At 44.1% G+C, this 19,871-nt stretch carries 19 protein-coding genes; 12 read left to right on the forward strand and 7 right to left on the reverse strand.

Annotated features, from left to right (window positions below; all coding sequences use genetic code 11):
- Window positions 1–127: 127 nt before the first annotated feature.
- The 3 genes from ON05_RS02660 to ON05_RS02670 form a co-directional block, all read right to left on the reverse strand.
- Entirely contained in the window at window positions 128–1,108 is a 981-nt protein-coding gene (locus tag ON05_RS02660) for a glutathione S-transferase family protein (RefSeq protein ID WP_010475157.1), read from the reverse strand.
- A gap of 360 nt (window positions 1,109–1,468) precedes the next feature.
- Window positions 1,469–2,368, reverse strand: coding sequence for an endonuclease/exonuclease/phosphatase family protein (locus ON05_RS02665; protein WP_262561099.1), 900 nt, complete (start codon window positions 2,366–2,368; stop codon window positions 1,469–1,471).
- A gap of 187 nt (window positions 2,369–2,555) precedes the next feature.
- Window positions 2,556–3,476, reverse strand: a complete 921-nt coding sequence (locus ON05_RS02670; RefSeq protein WP_010475161.1) for a DUF4434 domain-containing protein — start codon at window positions 3,474–3,476, stop codon at window positions 2,556–2,558.
- A gap of 136 nt (window positions 3,477–3,612) precedes the next feature.
- On the opposite strand from ON05_RS02670, the gene ON05_RS02675 reads away from it, so the two are divergent.
- Window positions 3,613–4,989, forward strand: a complete 1,377-nt coding sequence (locus tag ON05_RS02675; RefSeq protein WP_010475163.1) for a cytochrome P450 — start codon at window positions 3,613–3,615, stop codon at window positions 4,987–4,989.
- Between the two features lie 12 nt (window positions 4,990–5,001).
- Here ON05_RS02675 and purH read toward each other — a convergent pair whose 3' ends face one another.
- Window positions 5,002–6,576, reverse strand: a complete 1,575-nt coding sequence (gene purH / locus ON05_RS02680; protein WP_010475165.1) for a bifunctional phosphoribosylaminoimidazolecarboxamide formyltransferase/IMP cyclohydrolase — start codon at window positions 6,574–6,576, stop codon at window positions 5,002–5,004.
- 84 nt (window positions 6,577–6,660) lie between these two features.
- Entirely contained in the window at window positions 6,661–7,005 is a 345-nt protein-coding gene (locus ON05_RS02685) for a carbon dioxide-concentrating mechanism protein CcmK (RefSeq protein WP_010475167.1), read from the reverse strand.
- 196 nt (window positions 7,006–7,201) lie between these two features.
- Here ON05_RS02685 and ON05_RS38345 point away from each other — a divergent pair, with 196 nt between their 5' ends.
- The 11 genes from ON05_RS38345 to ON05_RS02735 all read left to right on the forward strand — a co-directional run bounded on the left by ON05_RS38345 (window position 7,202) and on the right by ON05_RS02735 (window position 17,195).
- Window positions 7,202–7,387 (forward strand): DegT/DnrJ/EryC1/StrS family aminotransferase, encoded by a 186-nt coding sequence (locus ON05_RS38345; RefSeq protein WP_139025861.1) that lies wholly within the window; start codon window positions 7,202–7,204, stop codon window positions 7,385–7,387.
- Window positions 7,388–7,659: 272 nt separating this feature from the next.
- Entirely contained in the window at window positions 7,660–8,799 is a 1,140-nt protein-coding gene (locus tag ON05_RS02690) for a DegT/DnrJ/EryC1/StrS aminotransferase family protein (protein ID WP_175307232.1), read from the forward strand.
- Entirely contained in the window at window positions 8,766–9,371 is a 606-nt protein-coding gene (locus tag ON05_RS02695; RefSeq protein WP_085945200.1) for a DapH/DapD/GlmU-related protein, read from the forward strand. Before ON05_RS02690 ends, ON05_RS02695 begins: the two co-directional genes overlap by 34 nt.
- The gene (locus ON05_RS02700; RefSeq protein ID WP_010475172.1) at window positions 9,364–10,005 is read left to right on the forward strand and encodes a class I SAM-dependent methyltransferase; all 642 of its coding nucleotides are present in this window, start codon (window positions 9,364–9,366) and stop codon (window positions 10,003–10,005) included. Before ON05_RS02695 ends, ON05_RS02700 begins: the two co-directional genes overlap by 8 nt.
- 6 nt (window positions 10,006–10,011) lie before the next feature.
- A complete protein-coding gene (locus ON05_RS02705; RefSeq protein WP_010475173.1) occupies window positions 10,012–11,451 on the forward strand; it encodes an MOP flippase family protein in 1,440 nt (479 codons plus the stop codon).
- Window positions 11,452–11,804: 353 nt separating this feature from the next.
- Window positions 11,805–12,632 carry a glycosyltransferase gene (locus ON05_RS02710; protein ID WP_262561101.1) on the forward strand — a complete coding sequence of 276 codons (828 nt, stop codon included), beginning with the start codon at window positions 11,805–11,807 and terminating at the stop codon, window positions 12,630–12,632.
- Window positions 12,633–12,672: 40 nt separating this feature from the next.
- On the forward strand, window positions 12,673–13,356 hold the full coding sequence (locus ON05_RS02715) for a class I SAM-dependent methyltransferase (protein WP_201767966.1): 684 nt from the start codon (window positions 12,673–12,675) through the stop codon (window positions 13,354–13,356).
- Window positions 13,357–13,425: 69 nt separating this feature from the next.
- Complete coding sequence (locus tag ON05_RS02720; protein ID WP_010475177.1) at window positions 13,426–14,418, forward strand: class I SAM-dependent methyltransferase; 993 nt, start codon at window positions 13,426–13,428, stop codon at window positions 14,416–14,418.
- A gap of 45 nt (window positions 14,419–14,463) precedes the next feature.
- Window positions 14,464–15,423, forward strand: a complete 960-nt coding sequence (locus ON05_RS02725; protein WP_010475178.1) for a glycosyltransferase family A protein — start codon at window positions 14,464–14,466, stop codon at window positions 15,421–15,423.
- The gene (locus ON05_RS02730) at window positions 15,413–16,342 is read left to right on the forward strand and encodes a glycosyltransferase family 2 protein (RefSeq protein WP_262561105.1); all 930 of its coding nucleotides are present in this window, start codon (window positions 15,413–15,415) and stop codon (window positions 16,340–16,342) included. The genes ON05_RS02725 and ON05_RS02730 overlap by 11 nt, the downstream gene beginning before the upstream one ends.
- A 4-nt stretch (window positions 16,343–16,346) precedes the next feature.
- Entirely contained in the window at window positions 16,347–17,195 is an 849-nt protein-coding gene (locus ON05_RS02735) for a glycosyltransferase family 2 protein (RefSeq protein ID WP_010475180.1), read from the forward strand.
- Between the two features lie 10 nt (window positions 17,196–17,205).
- Here ON05_RS02735 and ON05_RS02740 read toward each other — a convergent pair whose 3' ends face one another.
- Both ON05_RS02740 and glpX read right to left on the reverse strand, forming a co-directional pair.
- Complete coding sequence (locus tag ON05_RS02740; protein ID WP_010475181.1) at window positions 17,206–18,507, reverse strand: glutamyl-tRNA reductase; 1,302 nt, start codon at window positions 18,505–18,507, stop codon at window positions 17,206–17,208.
- A 71-nt stretch (window positions 18,508–18,578) separates the two neighbouring features.
- Window positions 18,579–19,625 (reverse strand): class II fructose-bisphosphatase, encoded by a 1,047-nt coding sequence (gene glpX / locus ON05_RS02745; RefSeq protein WP_010475183.1) that lies wholly within the window; start codon window positions 19,623–19,625, stop codon window positions 18,579–18,581.
- Window positions 19,626–19,871 lie beyond the last annotated feature (246 nt).

The raw sequence follows: 19,871 nt of genomic DNA on the forward strand, positions 1-19,871 counted from the left end.
TTAAATGTAAAGCCGAGATGAATGATTTAAATTGCGGTAAACCTTGATATACCGCATTTAGAATGCACTAAAGTAGGCATCGATTTCGTCTGTTGTCCTAAATCTCTCAACTATATGAAGTTGATACTTAACCTGATTTACCCCTGTGGTGAGGAGTCATAAAGTCAATTTCTGGGCCATTGGGAACGATCTGGGTAGGATTAATCGTTCCATGGCTTTGATAATAATGCCGTTTAATGTGCATGAAATTGACCGTCTCCGCAACCCTCGGTGTTTGATACAGATCTCGAACATAAGGCCAAAGATGAGGATAGTCCACAAGACGACGGATATTGCATTTGAAATGACCGACATAGACAGGGTCAAAACGAACCATCGTTGTGAAAAGCCGCCAGTCGGCTTCTGTAATCTGATTACCCGTGAGATACCGCTGATTTGCGAGCCGTTCATCCAGCCAATCGAGGGTGGTAAATAATGGTTCTAAGGCTTCTTCGTATGCGTCTTGAGTGGTGGCAAATCCACATTTGTAAACACCATTGTTAACCGTATGATAGATACGATGATTGAGGCTATCAATTTCCGTTCGAAGATTGACTGGATAATAGTCTCCTGATTTTGCACCAACTTGATCAAAGGCACTATTGAGCATGCGGATGATCTCAGAAGATTCATTATTGACAATAGTTTGGGTCTGTTTGTCCCACAAGATAGGCACCGTCACTCGCCCAGTGTAGTTAGGATCGGCGTGGGTATAGATTTCATAAGCAAATTTGGCATCGAAGATTGGGTCAGCAACAACGCCCTCGCCCTCATTAAACGTCCAGCCATGATCACCCATGAACCAGTGGACGACGGAAACAGAAATGTGGGCTTCTAATCCCTTCAGTAGTCGAAAAATTAGGGTGCGATGTGCCCAAGGGCAAGCATAGGAAACATAAAGGTGGTAACGTCCTGATTCGGCTTTGAAGCCGCTGCTACCGGTGGGTCCAGGACCGCCATCAAGGGTGACCCAGTTACGGAACTGGGCGTCTTTGCGTACAAAATGTCCCCCTGTCTTAGCGGTGTCGTACCACTGGTCTTTCCAAAAACCATTGACTAAAAGTCCCATGATTATCCTCCAAAAACTAACAATGTGATCGACTCAACTATTTCTATCTGTTTGTGTTCGGTTCAAGCGAAGGGTTACTGACCTCAATGAACAAAGTTCAGAGCAACGCTTAGCAAATTATCTCCTCGAAATGCTTCGGAGTTGCCAGCCAGTCTTGCAGTGTGCTCTTATTCACAACTTCAGTCATCTTTCAACTGAGTACTTAGCCTGGATTATTCACAAGGACTTCAAACACCGATAGCATGGAAACTCCTCAAAACAGCCTGTAGTTGAAACAATTGCTGAGCTTGATTTCTGGAAAGGTGTTCGAGGCACTGCCAAAATTGTCATGAATAATGCAGGTTAGAAGCTCATGATTGTTCAGGTCGGCTTGAGAACAGTAATAATCGGTTTGTGATCAGAACCTCCTGTCTGCCCAGCCCAAGTTTTGAGAACGGTATAACCTCGCGTTTCGATGTGATCCAAGGGGATTTTGATATATCGGGTGGTCAGGGTTTGATTGAAATACCATGTTGCCCAAATCCACTGACGATGACCTGCATTTTGAAGTTGGCTGATTCGTTCAAAACGCTGAAAATACGGGGACCAAGGGGTTGCATTAAAATCCCCTAAAACGATCAGCTTTCCCTCTATCGTTTGACTGGCCTTGGCAAAGGTATCCAGTTGCCGATTCCGGATATGAAAAAATCCCGGAATGATGGGCACAGGTGGGTGAATCCCAATAATCGTTACTGGGCTACCCTCCACTTGCAGCTTCGCCATCAGGCTAAAAGTTCGGCCTTGGGTCGTAACCCCAAAATCTGTTGTTGTCGCCTCGAGGATTGGATATCGACTGAACAGGGCATTATTGCCGCCCTCCGTTCGATAGTCATGGGGATAACTCAGCCGAGCTTGCAGTTCGGTCATCATGGGTTTGCTGACTTCTGACAAAAACAAAATATCTGGATCTTCACCCTGGATTGATTGTGCGATCGCATCGGTATTGGGATTGTCAATCCAGATGTTGTAAGCCATTACCCGCATCCCGTCAGGAGCTGACCCCAGTTGGGGAGGACCGACCCAATTCAACACAGGCGCCACAATCAAAATTAGGATGAGTGTGGCAATACTCACGCGAGCTGATTGCTGGCGCAGCTTCGGGATGACGACGACCAGGATAAAACTCAAGCAAGGGATGACACACCAATAGGGCCACAGCTCAACCAAGAGGGCCAGGGGCCAACGGAATTTCAAAGGACTGTAATAAACCAGTGCTTGCACCCCGCTGATGAGCAGTATTGCACTGGATATCAACCGAAAATACATAGGGGTTTAAAGCTGGGTTTAGGTTGGATTGTAGGAAGATTTCTATTTGTGTTAGCCGTGAGTCGTGGGTTGCGATCGCATCCTTATCCCCCTTAAGTCCCCCAGAGGCTGCAAGCTACCCCAATTCCTCAAAAGCGGACATTCAATCTAACTCCCCCGTTTTTCTTAGATGGTCACAGTAGCGATTAAAGAGATTTTTGGCCGCTGGCCAGCAGGAATTGGGACTCATAAAATGGGAAAATTCAAAGGTAATTAACTTCTCCACCCCAGATTGTTCTGCCGCCTGCATTTTCCACCACAGCTTCCGCCAATCTAGAGGCGGAAAGTCAAAGGGAACGTCTCGATCAAAACTTTCCACATTGGACCAAGCCTGCATCCCGTGCTTAGAAATTAGCTCCCGGTTTGCCCGCAGGAAATCGGGCAAGTCATCATAATCCACCTGCCCATCCTGGAAAGCGACAATATCAACGGCTCCTGCCAGCACCCCTAGAATTTCATTCCAGTCTTCACAATGCTGATCCAAGGAAATCGGATCATCGACTAATTTACGGCCATGTAAATAGGGCGAAATCATATTCGGCAGATGCGGAGAGAGCCCTTTGCAGTGGGCACCCAATTGTCGCAGACATTCCACTCGATGTTTCTCCATCTTGCCCAGCTCAAAGGTGAGATACCAGCCCTTAAAGGCGGACCGATGTCCATACTTCTGCCAGACTTCATCGATAAAGTCTTTGCCCAACTGTACTTCTTGATCTAAGGTGCGCTCCCTCGACGGTCGAGTTGCCGAATCATAGGTGCCAAAGAAAAAGGCCATCTCATTCTCTTCGGCTAGGTTTAGAAACAACTCCACTAGATCTTCATAGACCGGAAAAATATCAGCCTGCTCTGACAGCACCTGGGAGGGACAAACCGCTATTCGACCGACCCCAGCTCGGATCATAATCACCGTATCAATACCGATAGATTTCATAATTCGGAAATCTTCGGCCCATTCAGCTCTTCCCCAGTTATTGGATGGAATATCGTGGGTAATCTCATCCAAAAAAGTACCGGAAATTTTCATAATATCCTGTTCGGCTGTTTGACTTCATTACTATACGCTCAATCTCTTGAGATGTAGCAAAATCAACTTCCTACCCTATCTAATTAGCTTTGATAGAATGCAGCCATAACACACCAGTTGCAAGTGAACAGTCCTTATGCAAACCTTGCCTTCTCCCAAAACACCGATGCCCGTTCAATCGACTCAGTGGATCTTTGATCCGGTGGGTTACATGAAGACCAATTTCAAACGGTACGGTGACATATTTAAGGCCTGTGTTCTTTGGGGCAACTCCGATCCTTTAATTATGGTGAATGATCCCAAAGCTGTTCAGTATATCCTTACTCACGATATGAGGAAGGAGTTGACATCCCCTGGCGATGTCAACAAACTGCTGGAACCCATGGTTGGCAAAACGAACATGATGTTGCTGAGTGGCACTCAACATCAAAACCGAAGACAATTGGTCTTGCCCCCTTTCCATGGAGATCGACTCACCGTATATGGGGCTATTATTCAGCAAATTAGTAATGACTTAATCACGCAATGGCCCTTGCATGAGTCCCGTAATACCCGTGAAATCATGCAAAAAATCACGATGCAGGTCATTCTTCAGGCTGTTTTTGGGCTACATCAAGGCGAGCGCTATCAACAGCTGGAACAATTGCTGCGGATTCGATTGGATATGACGGGGTCTCCTTTAGCGTCTGCCATCGTTTTCCTACCTTGGTTGCAAAAAGATTACGGTTCCTGGAGTCCTGGGGGCCGACTACTTAAAATTGCAGCCCAAACGGATGAACTACTGTTTGCTGAAATAGCGGAAAGAAGGGCCAATCCTGACCCGGATCGGGTCGATATTCTGTCTTTACTGTTAGCGGCTCGGGACGAAGACGGTAACGGTTTGACTGATCAAGAGCTGCGGGATGAAATGATGGGGCTACTCGTTGCCGGTCATGAAACGACGGCGACAGCCTTGACCTGGGCAATGTACTGGATCCATTCTTTGCCAGAGGTGAAGGATAAGCTGATGGCTGAACTGGATGCTGTTGCGAATCCCAATGATCCGTCTGAATTTCTCAAGCTCCCTTTTCTCACGGCAGTCTGTAACGAAACCCTCCGAATTCATCCTGTGGCCATGCTGACATTCCCTCGTCGAGTGGAGACGCCAATGGAGCTATGTGGATATCAGCTCGATCCCGGCATGCTGATCATGGGGTGTATTTATCTCATCCATCAACGAGAAGATTTATACCCCAACCCCCAACAGTTCCGCCCTGAGCGGTTTCTGGAGAAGAAGTTTTCTCCCTATGAGTTTTTGCCGTTTGGAGGAGGGGTTCGACGCTGTGTTGGGTCGGCCTTGGCTCAGTATGAGATGAAGATTGTGTTGGGAACACTGCTAACCCAGTGTGATTTTGCCCTCCTAAATAAACAGCCCGTTCGGCCTGGACGTCGAGGGGTTACTTTAGGGCAAAAACAATCTGTTCAGATTCAGAAAAAGGGACTGCGATCGCAGCAATTACTCCAAACGGCCTGATTCCCGAAGGGATTAGTGGAGAAAATGACGGGTGCCCGTAAAGGCCATCACAATTCCCAGTTCATCGGCGGCTTGAATAGAGTCCTTGTCCCGAATACTGCCTCCCGGTTGAATAATGGCTGTAATTCCGGCGGCGGCTGCCGTCCGTACCGAATCATCAAAGGGGAAGAACCCATCGCTGGCTAAGGTTCCGCCTTGGGCCTGGTCCCCAGCTTGTTGGAGGGCAATATTAACAGACCCCACCCGATTCATTTGGCCTGCGCCGACCCCTAGGGTGGTGTGATCTTTGGTCACCACAATGGCATTGGATTTGACATGCTTGACCACTTTCCAGGCAAACAGAAGTTCCGCTAACTGAGCTTCAGTAGGCTTTGCCTGGGTAACAATCTGCCAATCCGTGGTGGGTGTTAAGGTTTCATCGGCAGCTTGAGCGAGCCAACCTCCTGCGATCGCTTTCACCGTAACCGCAGGGCCACTGACTAAATCCGGCAGCACCAACACCCGTAAGTTAGACTTGGCCTGGAGGACAGCCGCTGCCTCAGGCTGGCAATCAGGGGCTACAATACACTCCAAAAAGGTTTTGGTAAGCACCTGGGCCGTATCGTTATCAATGGCACGATTCATGGCAACGATACCGCCAAAAGCAGAAACTGAATCGGCGGCGAGCGCTTTTTCATATGCCTGGAGCAGGGTTTCCCCTTGGGCGACGCCGCAAGGATTGTTGTGCTTGAGAATCGCGACCGTGGGCTGGGTTTCAGCCTGGGCAAACTCGGCAATCACCCGTCGAGCGGCTTCTAAATCGACCAGATTGTTGTAGCTAAGTTCCTTTCCTTGGAGCTGTTGAGCAGCGGCCCATCCCGAAGGCGTATTGCTTTCTTGATACCAAACGGCATTTTGGTGGGGATTTTCGCCGTAGCGAAGGGTTTGTTTGGCTGTACCCAAGATGGAGAGCTGGGTTTGGGAATCGGTAGTAGTTAGGGATTGGCGGAGGTGGGTTGCGATCGCACGGTCATAACTCGCCATTCGCTCAAACACCTTAAGGGCACAGACCTGTCGAAATGGCAGGGACGTCTCTCCTTCCCCTTGCTTCAGTTCCTGTAAATAAGACTCATACTGCTGAGGGTCACATAACACCGTCACATGGGCATGGTTTTTAGCAGCAGCCCGAATCATGGTGGGGCCACCGATATCAATCTGTTCGACTGCATCTGCCAATGCTTGGTCTGGATCTGTGATTCCCTGAGCTTTCTGGTTGGCAATGGTCTCTTCAAAGGGATAGAGGTTCACCACTACTAAATCAATCCCCTGAATATTGTTCTCCGATAAATCCTGAATATCGGACTGCAAACTTCGACGGGCTAGAATCCCACCATGAATGCGAGGATGAAGGGTCTTGACTCGTCCGCCTAAAATTTCCGGGGACCCAGTGTAGTCTGACACCTTGGTGACGGGAAATCCTGCTTGCTCCAGTGTTGCCGCAGTCCCTCCACTACTAACCAGAGTAAAACCATAACTATCAATTAGCTGCTGCGCTAATTCAATTAAACCAGTCTTATCCGAAGTACTTAAGAGGGCTAATCGTGTCATTGCTAAGAATCTAAGAAAATTACAACGCTTACAGCCAGTCAATATGACAGCTGTTAGGGCTTACGGATTGTTGCAGGCAAAAGGCTATTTCCCTGCATTCGCTTGCTGGCGATACTCTTCTACTTCTGGTGGGTACCCAATGGGTAGTACACGTTCTACATTAGGATGAGGACGAGGGATAATCACCCATGTATGTAAGACCGCCCCATAGGTGTTCTCCACCACAGCAATCCCAGCGTCCATCGCCCGCTTGACTTCGGAGACATCGCCTCGAAAACAAATCGCGAATCGAGCACTACCACCCTTGATATAGCTCACCAAAGTGACCCGACCAGCCTTGATCATTGCATCGGCGATTGAGAGATTTCCTGGCAAGCCAGATGTTTCTAATGCCCCGACGGCTTGCTGAGAGACAACCCCATTCGTCATTTGCCATTCTCCAAAACACACAAAAAAACTTCTTCACCACCTATAAACATAGAAGATGGAATTACCTTTAACTCATTGCTGCAATATCAAATCCAATCAGCCCTGCAATTGTAGTCTATCCGGGCTTAGATCAAAACAAGATAACTGTGACATCGCCTATGGGGTTGACATCCAATATTGGCTGAGGTGACAGGAGATTTGGCGACATTATGATGAGGCGTTTGCCGATCTACCGATTGAGTTGCCAGCGCCATCTGAATCGGATACACATCATAGCTACCATTTGTATACAGTTTTGATCAATGAGAAATGGGCTGGAGTTAACCGTGATGCTTTTTTAGATGGGATAACGGCGAAAAATATTAGTGTTGGGGTACATTAATTGAGTATTCCTGTACATCCTTATAATCAGCACACTTTAGGCTGAGACTTGAAAGACTATCCAAACGTTGTATGTCTGGGGTGGCAGACGGTTAGATTGCCATTATCAGCAAGATTGACTGATTAAGATGTTCAAGATGTGGTTACGGCAGTAAAAAAGATTTCATGTTGACGAGGCAAACCAAAAAAATATTAGCTATTGGCAAGAATCAGACGAGAAATCTGCAGAAGTTTCTAACTGGGCAGTCATTAACCGCTCCTTCACTTAGCTCTATGACTTTAGATGAAGATGATGTTGTACTAGCCAAAGCATTAATATCCAATCCTTCTAGCTGGGATGAAAAGAAAATCATTTCACAGTATGAGATGGAATTTTCACGTTGGAATAATTCCAAATTTGCTTTTGCTTTTATGAGCGGACGAGTATCACTCAGCGCTTGTATTTATGCATTAAATTTGCAGCCAGGTGATGAAGTGATTTTACCTGCTTACACTTGCGTTGTTGTACCTAATGCTTTTTACTTTGCTGGAATTAAACCAGTTTATTGCGATATTGAACTTGAAACTTATGGACTTGATGTGAATGAGGTAAAAGCGCACATTACACCTAGAGTGCGTGCTATTTTACTGCATCATCTTTATGGTTTAGTTTGCCGAGATTATCACGCTATACTCGATTTAGCGAAATGCTATAGCTTAAGTGTAATTGAAGACTGCTGTCATGCAACAGGAGCAAAATATAGAGGAGAAAAAGTAGGTAATTTAGGAGATGTAGCTTTTTACAGTAGTGAGCAGTCTAAGATTTTCAATACAATTCAAGGAGGATTTTCTACGACAAACAATTTAGAATTGGCTAATAAGATGAAAGAATACTATAATTGCGCAGCTTATCCAGATTCAGTTTGGATTCAAAAGCAATTGTATAACGTATTACTAAATTTCTATGAATGCAAACATCCTAAAAAATGGATTTTGAGAGATATTATTCAGCTAAGGTACGGACATAAACGTTTACTCTCAACTACCGCCGAAGAAGAAAAAGGAATTCGACCTAAACACTATGGCTGTAAGATGCCTGCTCCAATCGCAGCTATTGGCTCTAATCAAATTAAAAAATTAGATTACTACAATAGTCGCAGAAGAGAAACTGCTAAATACTGGGATATTTGGTGCGAAAACAACAACTATACTAAACCTGTTGTTATTGATAATTCAGTTCCAGTTTATCTAAGATATCCAGTTTTGGTAGAGCCGTTCAAAAAGCAAAATCGCTCCTGGGCGAATAAACAACTTGGTGTTGATTTAGGTATTTGGTTTGCTAGTAATATTCATCCTTCAAAAAATATTAAAGGTTTTCCAAAGGCAGACAAAGCAGTTGAATGCTGCATAAATTTACCATGCTTAATGCAATAAAACAGAGTGAAAAGATTTTTATCTACTTTTTGGATTTTTTCTGTAGCTACTTTGAAAATATAATGAGAGGGAATCGATCTATTTTAGCTGCTCTCCTAAGAAAAAAAATATATAGAACTGAATGCTTTATAGATACAGACGTTATCATTACAAACAAATATAACTTCAATGCAGGTAGTCAGAGTAGCATTTATCACTCTTGCTATATTTTAAACGAAAAAGGTTTTTTTAGTATTGGTAACAATTCTCATTTAGCTGCATTTTGTTATGTTAATGTCCTTCAAGGAAGTGTCTCATTAGGGGATGATGTTGCTATTGGTCCAGGGACAAAAATTATCGCTTACTCAAACCATTATAACTTTGGAAAAAAAGTAACTGCAGAAAAGAAGACTAAAGATATAGTAATTAAAAATAATGTATTTATTGGTGCAAACTGCACTATTCTTCCAGGCACTATTATTAACGAGAATGTGATTATTGGTGCAGGTGCGGTTGTGAAGGGTGAACTTGAAGAAAATTCTATATATGTAGGTATACCCTGCAAAAAGATTAGAAGCGGTTGGTATGAGTAGACATAATTTCTTGATTCACAACATTAATGAAAAGATTGCTAGATCCTTACCATACGAAGGAATAGTTGTTGATCTTGGTTGTGGTGGATCACCCTACAAACAACATATTCTTGATTCTGCAGAGCAGTATATTGGAGTCGACTGGGAAAATAGTCAGCATGATCAAAGCAATGTAGATATTTTTGCTAACCTTTGCGAGAGACTACCTTTTTCTTCTGATTATGCTGATACTGTTACTTCTTTTCAGGTTTTAGAACACTTACCAGAACCTGACTTTTTTATATCTGAATGCTTTAGAATCCTCAAGAATAGGGGGAGTATATTCATAACCGTACCTTTTATGTGGCATATCCATGAAGAACCTCACGATTACTTTCGTTATACAAAATATGGTTTAGAATATCTCTTTAGGAAAAATGGGTTTGTTGATATAGAAATCAGAGAAAATATGGGTTTCTGGCAAATGTGGATTCTAAAATTCAATTACCACACAATGCGTTTTTCATTTGGCTTTCTGAAGTTTCTTTGGATTCCGATTTGGTGGATTGGGCAAACTGCCGCACCAATCATGGATAAATATGATAGACATCCACAAGAGACAGGAAGCTATACTGTTTTAGGTAAAAAGCCTTGATATAAAATGTCTTTAAAGGACCAAGCGACATCTAGTATTAAGTGGTCTACTATTTCACAAGTAGGAAGGCAAGTCATACAGCTTTTCACAACAGCTATCCTTGCTCGATTGCTTTCACCTAATGACTTTGGATCCCTAGGTATGGCCACTATCGTTGTCGGTTTTGTAGGGGTTTTTAAGGATCTAGGGACATCAGCTGCAGTGATTCAGAGAAAGGGATTTTCTGAGGCTCTTTTACACAGCCTTTTTTGGGTTAATGTAGCTTTTGGTCTCTTGAGCACAATGCTTTTTTTTCTAATTGCTCCCCTGATTGCTGGCTTTTACAGAGAGCCAATAATTGCTCCATTGTTGAGAGTTCTATCACTTACTTTTTTTATTTCTGGTATTAGCATTTTACAGCAAGCCCTTTTAGAGAAAGAGCTTGCTTTCAATACCTTGGCCAAGATAGAAGTTAGTTCAGTTGCATTTGGCTCATTTATTGGTATTGGATCGGCAATGGGAGGATTGGGGGTATGGAGCTTAATCTATCAAACTATAGCAGTAACAACGTTAACTACCTTTCTGCTATGGAAAACCACTAACTGGCAACCAAAACTTATTTTCTCATTTCAAGAGTTAAAAGCTATTAGTAGCTATAGTTCAAATTTAACTGGATTTAATGTTTTTAATTACCTTATTCGTAATTTTGATTATTTATTAATTGGGAAATTTATAGGCGCCGAAGCTTTAGGTTTTTATACGTTAGCCTACCGAACAATTTTATATCCATTGCAAAGCATATCTGGAGTAATTAGTCGAGTTGGTTTTCCAGTATTTTCCCAACTTCAAGATGATAATGTTCGGCTGCGTTCTGCTTATTTACGAGTAGTTGCGATGATAGCCATAGTCACTTTTCCTTTGATGCTTGGAATATGGGTACTCGCAGAACCTTTCATCCTGATTGTTCTTGGGGAAAAATGGAAAGCTTCAATACCAATTATTTTAGTATTGGCTCCAGTAGGCTTAGTCCAGTCTGTTGTTACAACTGTCGGGACAATTTATCAGAGTAAGGGCCGCACTGATTGGATGTTTTGTTGGAGCCTCTTTGCTGGTGTATTGGTTATTTGTGGGTTTGTACTGGGCTTACGCTGGAATATTATTGGCGTAGCTGCTGGGTATGCTATTGCGAGCTTAATTTTAGTCTATCCTAGCTTTGCTATCCCTTTTAGATTGATCAATCTCAGTATGGCGCGTTTTGCTGCTGTTCTATGGCGTCCACTTATGTGCAGTGCAATAATGTCTTGCCTTATCTTGGGAATACAGGCAGTTTTGCCTATGAGTTTTTCTCCAGCATTAAACTTAGGCATTTCAATATTGCTAGGGGGTGCCACATATGTAGTTGTTAGCCAATGGATTAATCATGACCAGATGCGACAACTGTTCAACCTACTAGGTTTAATAGAATGACGCTAGATCAAGCAACTAAGCCTTATTCTATCGTTGTTATTCAGGATTCATTAGGTTGGCTACCTATCACACAAACTTGGCTTTACAACCAAATTTCTTTTCTCCCAACCTATATTGATAACCATATAGTTTGTGAAAATACAAAAAATCTAGAACAGTTTTATATTCCTAATATCCATAGCCTTTCAGACACATCGTGTTGGCAATATAACTGGCAAAAAGGAATTCGCAAACTTGGATTGTGCAATCATTTGCCTTTCCTGTTAGAACAAGCTAAGAGCACAAAAGCTAATCTACTCCATTCCCATTTTGGTCATCGAGGATGGAGCAATTACAAGGTTGCAAAAGTACTTTTGCTAAAACACATTGTGACCTTTTATGGGCTTGACGTTAATCAACTTCCTCAGCAAGATCAACGGTGGAAACTCAGATATAACGAGCTATTTGAACATGTAGACTGTGTTCTATGTGAAGGTCTACATATGGCCCAATCTTTAATTGCACTGGGCTGTCCCACTCACAAAGCAAAGATACATCACCTTGGTATCAGGTTAGATCAGTTTACCTATCAGCCCAGGAAGTGGCATCCTAGTGAACCTTTAAAGGTATTAATTGCAGCTGCATTTCGCGAGAAAAAGGGAATACCAGATGCGATCGCAGCCTTAGGTTATCTTCAGCAGAGTACGCCTCTAGAAATCACCATCATTGGTGATGCGGGGGATGATAAAGCCAGCCAAAGAGAGAAACGTCGTATTTTAGATGCCGTCCACCAATATGGGCTAACTCCCACTTTCATGGGGTATCAACCCCATTCTGTATTCTTAGAGCAAGCCTACCGCCATCATCTATTTATTTCACCCAGTGTCAAAGCTAGTGATGGGGATACGGAAGGCGGTGCTCCAGTCTCTATTATTGAAGCCGCAGCGACAGGGATGCCTGTCATTGCCACCCGACATTGCGATATTCCTGAAGTGTTGAACCGATATCCTGCTGATTTGCTAGCACCAGAACATGATGTAGAGCAACTTGTACGCATTCTCAATTGGTGGGTTGGGTATCCTCAAGAATGGGCAGGTATTTTACTTCCTCAACGTGCATATATCGAAGCAGAATATGACGCGAAGGTTCAGGGTCTTCGCTTAGCTGCAATTTATACCGAAGTCATGGCCGAACATCAGTAACAGAGGTCTCTTAATGTTGAGAAATGCAGGACGCACAGTTGTGAAAACAGCTAGGGCTTATGTATTACGGGGTGATGGCTATTACTGTCCGGTGTGCAATCGTCACTTTCGTAGATTTCTCTCAGGGGGAACGGAACGCCGACCTCATGTTCGTTGTCCAAACTGCGACTCTCTTGAGCGACATCGTTTACTGTGGCTAGCTTTACAACCCATGATTGTTAAATCTAGATCCCTAAACCATAAACTCTTACATGTTGCACCAGAACCATGCATAGCTTCTGCCCTCAAGCAGCAATACGATTACTTATCTGTTGATATGGATCCTGCAAAAGCTATGCAACAAATGGATATTTGCCAAATTCCATTCCCTGATGCCACTTTTGATGCCATAGTTTGTAATCATGTTTTGGAACATATCCCCACGGATATGAAAGCATTGCAAGAACTATACCGAGTCCTTAAGTCCTCAGGATGGGCTAGCATTCAAGTGCCGATGGTTGGTGAACATACTCAAGAAGACTTGTCTATTACCGATCCGCAACTACGGACAAAGTTATATGGTCAGCCTGATCATGTCCGTCAGTATGGTCGTGATTTCCAACAACGGCTGGAATCTACGGGGTTTCAAGTCACGATTATTGCCAAAAGTGAATTGACTGCCCCCAAAACTTTGCACACATTATCTTTAGATTGTGAGTCCGAGGTCTGGCTTTGCCGTAAGTGACAAGCATCTCAAAATATTTGCCTGATCAATAAAAAGTAAGACAGTGCCATAAAGAAATGATTTGAAATTATGTTTAATAACTGGATTAATCCACAAGAAATAATATATTTATTCAATAGAATTCGTAATAATCCAGGAAAAATTCTGAAATATGCTGCCAAGATGCATGCAAGTGACTCTGAAAAGGTAAAAAATACTTGGTCAAATACAGACACTTCTCCAACTAACTGGTGGGATATTCCTACGGTGCAATCTAGATGGAATTATCTTATCTCTGGTAATAAGGATATTGATTACAACGAGTATATCGCAGAGAAATACTTCAAAGAAAAACATGCTTTGCAAGCCTTATCTCTTGGTTGTGGTGGCGGTGAAAGAGAATTGAGATGGGCAAAAACAAATTGTTTCAGCCAGATTGAAGCCTATGATTTGTCGCCAGTACGTATTGAGCATGCGATAAAAGCAGCCAAACAAAGCATGTATGGAGAATGTTTAGATTATAGAGTTGGTAATATTTACGAAATTGAGACAAAAAAGAATCTCTATGATGTGGTATTTGCAGAGCAATCTCTACATCACTTCTCTCCGCTTAAAGAGCTATTGCTGAAAATTGAGGACATGCTCAAGCCAGAGGGTTGTTTCATTCTCAATGAATTTGTGGGGCCTACACGTTTCCAATGGACAAATAGGCAACTTGAACTTGTGAATTCCATTTTAAGTATTTTCCCTGAAAGATTTAAAACGCTTTGGCATAGTAACTTGCTTAAACCAAAAGTCATTAAGCATAGTCAATTAAGCATGGTTTTAAGAGATCCTTCAGAAGCTATTGAGTCAGCAAATATCTTGCCACTTCTTAAAGAGATATTTGAAGTGGTAGAACTGAAAGGTTATGGTGGCTCTATCTTACATCTACTTTTGGGGGGGATCGCTCATCATTTTCTCAATCCAGATGATGAAGCGAAAGAACTACTAAGGCTTTGCTTTGAATTGGAAGATTTTTTGATCAGAACTGGAGAAATTGATCATGACTTTATGGTTGCTGTTTGTTACAAGCGAGTCTAAATGAATGAGAGATTGTAAGTTTGTGAAGCACACTCTTTAAAAGCTATGGTGTCTGTCAGTGTCATTATTCCCACTCGCAACCGCGCGTCCCTCGTCAGCGTTGCAGTGGAAAGTGTTTTGCAACAGACTTGGACCAGCCTAGAAGTGATTGTTGTCATTGATGGTCCAGATTCAGATACCGAAGCAGTTCTAGAGCTCATCTCTGACTCAAGACTACAGGTGATCACCTTGCCCTCCAGTGGTGGCGCGTCTAGGGCCAGAAACAGGGGTGTTCAAGCCGCCCGGGGGGAGTGGGTCGCATTCTTAGATGATGATGATGAGTGGTATCCACGTAAGTTAGAAACCCAACTTCTATTAGTTCAAACACTAACTTGCCGATACCCTATTGCAGCCTGTCGGATGACCATAAAAACCCCCCGTGGCGAGTTTGTCGTGCCAAGACGCTTCCCTAAGCTAGGAGAACCGATTAGCAACTATCTTTTCTTGCGACCGGACTTTATTCAGGGAGATGGTTTTTTTCTGACTTCTATGTTGCTTACCCGTCGGCAACTGATGCTAGATGTGCCTTTCCAAGAAGGACTAAAAATGTGTCAGGACCTGGATTGGTTGCTTAGAGCAACGCAGGTGCAAGGTGCTGAATTACATTTTGCCGAAGCCGCTTTGGGCACCTGGAACTTGGATGAGCATCGCTCCCGAATTGGTACAAGTGGTTGCTGGACAACACTCTTTGAGTGGATTCAGTCTTGTCGGCAGCGTAATCTAGTAACACCGGAAGCCTATGGTGCTTTTCTGATGACTCAGGTCAATTCATTAGCCTCAGCTAGTAAGGATTGGCAGGGACTCAAGACTATCCTGATGTCTGCCTGGACTTACGGAAATGCCTCTTTCAAAAGCTATGCACTGCTGATTAGCATGTGGGTAATTCCGCCCACTCCCCGTCGCATTCTCCGTGATGCAATCCTACAGAATCCCTTTAGCCGCTTAAGGATTCGCCATGAGCGTTGATATTGTCTTGGCGACCTATAATGGTGATCGATTCCTAGACGCTCAATTGCAGTCAATTCTCGCGCAAGATTACCCTCATTGGCATCTGTTGATTCGAGATGATGAATCTTGCGATCTCACCCCCAAAATCATTCAAACCTATCTACAAAAAGAACCCCAGCGACTACAATGGATTAAATCAGGGGAGTCCACAAACCTAGGTATTCTCCGCAACTTTAATCACTTGCTTGAGCACTCCTCAGCCAGCTATACCTTTTTCTGTGATCAAGATGATATTTGGTTACCCCATAAAGTCACGGCTAGCTTGGCCGAGATCGGGCAACTCGAAGCTCAATGGGGTAAAGACCTGCCAATGCTGGTACATAGCGATCTGAGGGTGGTCAGCGAACAGCTTGAACTCATCCATCCATCTTTTTGGCGATCGCATCATCTTGACCCTACTCGTGACGCTTTACGTCACTTACTGATTCGCAATCACATCACAGGCTGCACCATCGTCATCAATAAAGCCTTGAAAGAGCTAGCCCTACCGCTTCCAGATTCAGCCTTTATGCATGATTGGTGGCTAGGCTTAGTTGCATCGGCCTTTGGCAAAATTGCTCACTTAAAGCAACCCACTATCCTCTACAGACAGCACCAACACAATCAAGTTGGAGCGCAAAGTCAAAAACTGCGATACCTTGTCACAAGACTGCAACAACCCCAGAAAATTCGGGAATACTACCGCAAAACCCCAAAACAGGCTCAGGAATTTCTCAATCGCTATGGTGCTCAGCTCTCAGAGCATGATAGAGAGATGGTCTCTGCTTACTGTGGGTGTGAGAAATTAGCTTTTTGCGCTAAAAGAAAACTACTTATTCGATACGAACTCTTTGATGTGGGTTTAGCTCGAAATTTAGCACTGCTGAGTTTGATTTAATATTTTGTCCCAAATTCCACTATCCGTAATTTCCGTAACACACAATCACTCCACCTATATTGGCAGATGTCTGGATGCTCTTGTCCCGGAAGTAAGTCGAATCGGTGGAGAAGTCATTGTTGTTGATAACTGCTCAGATGATAAAAGTGCCAAGATAGCCAAAAAATACCCTAACATAGCTGTCTATATTAATTCTGAACGACGGGGATTTTCAGCTAACAATAATTTTGGTATGGCCAAGGCTAATGGTCGTTACTTGTTACTCCTCAATCCTGATACAGAAGTACAGCCTGGTGCTCTCGACCAAATGATTGACTTTATGGAAAGTCATCCTCAAGTGGGCATGTGTGGCGCACAACTTCGATTCCCTGATGGACAAATTCAGCCCTCTCCTCGCCGTTTCCCAACCCTTGGTTCGACCATTGCCCGGCGTTCACCACTGCGAGTATTCTTGCGCAATTCTCACCTCAACCAGAATCATTTAATGCAAGACTTAGATCACTCTCAAGTGCAACCAGTTGATTGGTTGTTGGGAGCCTGCATGTTTATCCGCAGAGAAATCCTAGAGACCGTTGGCCCCCTTGACGAAGGCTATTTTTTATACGTGGAGGATATAGATTGGGCGCGCCGAATGCATGCAGCAAATTGGGATGTTTACTATGTCCCTACAGCCCAAATAATCCACCATCACATTGCAGTAAGTGATAAAAAACTCCTGAGCCGCTACATGTGGATGCACTTCATCAGTATGTGGCGCTATACGCGAAAATACTTCCTACCTCCAGTCCCTTTCTTGTCCATTCAGTCTAACTGCGATCAGGTTTGGCAATCTACCCTAAGAACCATCAATTAATCTGGCTGCCTTATGTATTGCGCTGCTTGGCAACCCCTTGAGAAGAATTGAGATTAAAAAGCATATTAAGGGATTGCATGGCCTTGCGACGAACTTCAATATCTTGCTGAGCCCGCAGTTGAACCATTGGGTCATGCAAAATCTTGTTAACGATGCCTCGGGTTAACGCTTCAATCACTTCTTGATGTTTTTCGGCAAACTCAGTCCCTAGACGAGAAAGCGCTTTTTCTAATTCCTGTTCTCGAATGGATTCGACCTTCGTTCTTAAGCTACTGATGGTGGGGACCGTCTCTAGGGATCGCCACCAGACATCAAAACTGGCAACTTCTTCTTCTAACAGGGACTCAGCTTCTAGTGCCATTTGTCGTCGGCTCTCTTGGTTCTGAGCCACCACTGCCTTCAAGTCATCCACATTAAAGGCGTGCACCTGGGATAACTCATTCACATTGCTGTGAACATTTCGAGGTACAGAGATATCAAAGATCATGCAAGATTGGCGATCGCAGACGATGGGTTCTAGAATGTCGCGATCCAACAGAGGCTCCGTTGAAGCCGTACTCGTAAAAATTAAATCAGATTCGGTTAGGACTGCCTGCATATCGGCTAAAGTATGCAGTTTCAGATCAGCCCCTTGGAATTGGTCGGCCAATTGCTCAGCTCGCTTCAACGACCGATTTAAAATGGCAATTTGATTAGCGCCTTTACTAAGCAGATGTTTGACCAACAAGCGAGACATTTTGCCCGCTCCAATAATGGCGACCCGATGGACTGATAAATCTTCAGTCTTCATCTGGGCAAGTTCGACGGCTGCTGAACTGATCGATACTGCACCTGTACCAATACTGGTCTCCGTTCGAACTCGCTTACCCGCAGAGATGGCCTGCTTAAATAAGCGATTGAGAATGGGGCCAGCGCCGCTGTATTTTTGGCTCAACTTGTGAGTCTGTTTGACTTGGGCCAGGATTTGTCCCTCTCCCAACACCAAGCTGTCTAATCCAGCAGACACCCGCATCAAATGCATGACAGCATCTTGATGCAGAAGGATGAACAAATGCTGACGGAGTTCTAACAGAGGGATTTGACTCCACTCGGATAGGAACTGCGTCAGCTCACGAATACCGTCATCGGTTTCTTGCGCAACCACATAGACTTCCATGCGGTTACAGGTACTCAAAATAGCCACTTCTTCTAAATGAGGATAACTCCTTAATTGAGAGGTAGCCTTTTCTTTCACATCATCGGGAATGCTGAGTTTTTCTCGCACATCCACTGGCGCTGTTTTATGACTTAAACCGACAACCGCAATATTCATGTGTCCTCCTTCTCTGTTTATCTAGCCGCGTCGTTTGAGGGATTCAAACTTCAGAATTAAGAGGCTATCGCCTAATGTAACTGAAGTGCCTTAGGACGTTTAGGCGTTTCAAACATGTGAACGGTATCGACAAATCGGGCGGTTTTGGACTGGGTGGAAATAACCAGGGACTGAGTTCTAGCACCCCCACCAAAGAAGCGAACGCCTTTCATTAGGGTGCCTGGAGTAATTCCACAAGCAGCAAACAGAACAGTTTCACCACAGGCCAATTCTTCAGCGGTATAAACCTTATCAGGATCGCTAATGCCCATTTCCTTGAGTCGAGCTAGGTTGCTTTCCTTGCTCTCGCCAATTAGTCCAGTTTTGACGATATCGGGATCATAGATGAGTTGCCCCTGGAAATGACCCCCTAGTGCGCGCATGGCAGCCGCAGAAATCACGCCTTCCGGTGCTGCACCAATCCCCATCAGGGCATGAATGTTTGTTCCTGAGAAGGCACAGGAGAGGGCTGCAGAGACGTCTCCATCTGTAATTAGAGCAACTCTTGCTCCAGCGTCGCGGATTTCTTTAATGAGATCATTATGGCGTTCCCGCTTCATGACCACGACCACTAATTCTTCGATGGAGCGATCCAAACATTGAGCCAAAATTTGTAGGTTTTCGGTAGCGGACTTATTAATATCCACTTTGCCTTTGGCTGCAGGAGGAGCAGCCAATTTCTTCATGTAAAAATCGGGAGCTGCGAACAATCCACCCTTCTCAGAGATGGCGAGGACAGCCATAGATCCGTTCTGGCCGTAAGCAACCAGGTTGGTTCCTTCGCAGGGGTCCACTGCAATATCGATCTCTAGCAACTCATCGGGGTTGCAAACTTGAGCAGCATCGGGCTGAGTGCAAATGCCCAGTTCCTCGCCGATATAAAGCATAGGGGCATCATCTCTTTCCCCTTCTCCAATAACGATGCGGCCCCGCATATGGATTTTGTTCATGCGATCGCGCATGGCTTCTACTGCAACATGATCTGCAGTATCTTTTTCACCTTTTCCCATCCATCGAGCTGAGGCAATGGCTGCTTGTTCAACCACCTCAATGATCTCTAGGCCGATAACGTTATCCACGCAAAGATTCCTCCTAAATGCCTGACTGTGTCTTGCGTCTGTATCTTAAAGTAACTGCGACTGTATTTGTTTTGTATCTTTAAGTACTAGTTTACAAGTCTATCAGACCGCTGTTACACGCTTATAGAGGTTTTCTAAAGGAATTTGCATTTAATTTTTCCTTACTCTGTTTTAAGGCAATTTAACAGGGCTACGCCCAGCCGATTCAAACTAGGATAAATTCTGCCAAACTCGCTTTGAATGATT

Source organism: Acaryochloris sp. CCMEE 5410 (assembly GCF_000238775.2).
Lineage (GTDB): Bacteria > Cyanobacteriota > Cyanobacteriia > Thermosynechococcales > Thermosynechococcaceae > Acaryochloris.

Bases quoted from the DNA above. Each gene is read 5' to 3' on its own strand.
- ON05_RS02660 (WP_010475157.1), bottom strand. From the start codon at position 1,108: ATGGGACTTTTAGTCAATGGTTTTTGGAAAGACCAGTGGTACGACACC.
- ON05_RS02670 (WP_010475161.1), bottom strand. From the start codon at position 3,476: ATGAAAATTTCCGGTACTTTTTTGGATGAGATTACCCACGATATTCCA.
- ON05_RS02675 (WP_010475163.1), top strand. From the start codon at position 3,613: ATGCAAACCTTGCCTTCTCCCAAAACACCGATGCCCGTTCAATCGACT.
- purH (WP_010475165.1), bottom strand. From the start codon at position 6,576: ATGACACGATTAGCCCTCTTAAGTACTTCGGATAAGACTGGTTTAATT.
- ON05_RS02685 (WP_010475167.1), bottom strand. From the start codon at position 7,005: ATGACGAATGGGGTTGTCTCTCAGCAAGCCGTCGGGGCATTAGAAACA.
- ON05_RS02690 (WP_175307232.1), top strand. From the start codon at position 7,660: ATGACTTTAGATGAAGATGATGTTGTACTAGCCAAAGCATTAATATCC.
- ON05_RS02695 (WP_085945200.1), top strand. From the start codon at position 8,766: ATGCTGCATAAATTTACCATGCTTAATGCAATAAAACAGAGTGAAAAG.
- ON05_RS02700 (WP_010475172.1), top strand. From the start codon at position 9,364: ATGAGTAGACATAATTTCTTGATTCACAACATTAATGAAAAGATTGCT.
- ON05_RS02705 (WP_010475173.1), top strand. From the start codon at position 10,012: ATGTCTTTAAAGGACCAAGCGACATCTAGTATTAAGTGGTCTACTATT.
- ON05_RS02720 (WP_010475177.1), top strand. From the start codon at position 13,426: ATGTTTAATAACTGGATTAATCCACAAGAAATAATATATTTATTCAAT.
- ON05_RS02725 (WP_010475178.1), top strand. From the start codon at position 14,464: ATGGTGTCTGTCAGTGTCATTATTCCCACTCGCAACCGCGCGTCCCTC.
- ON05_RS02730 (WP_262561105.1), top strand. From the start codon at position 15,413: ATGAGCGTTGATATTGTCTTGGCGACCTATAATGGTGATCGATTCCTA.
- ON05_RS02740 (WP_010475181.1), bottom strand. From the start codon at position 18,507: ATGAATATTGCGGTTGTCGGTTTAAGTCATAAAACAGCGCCAGTGGAT.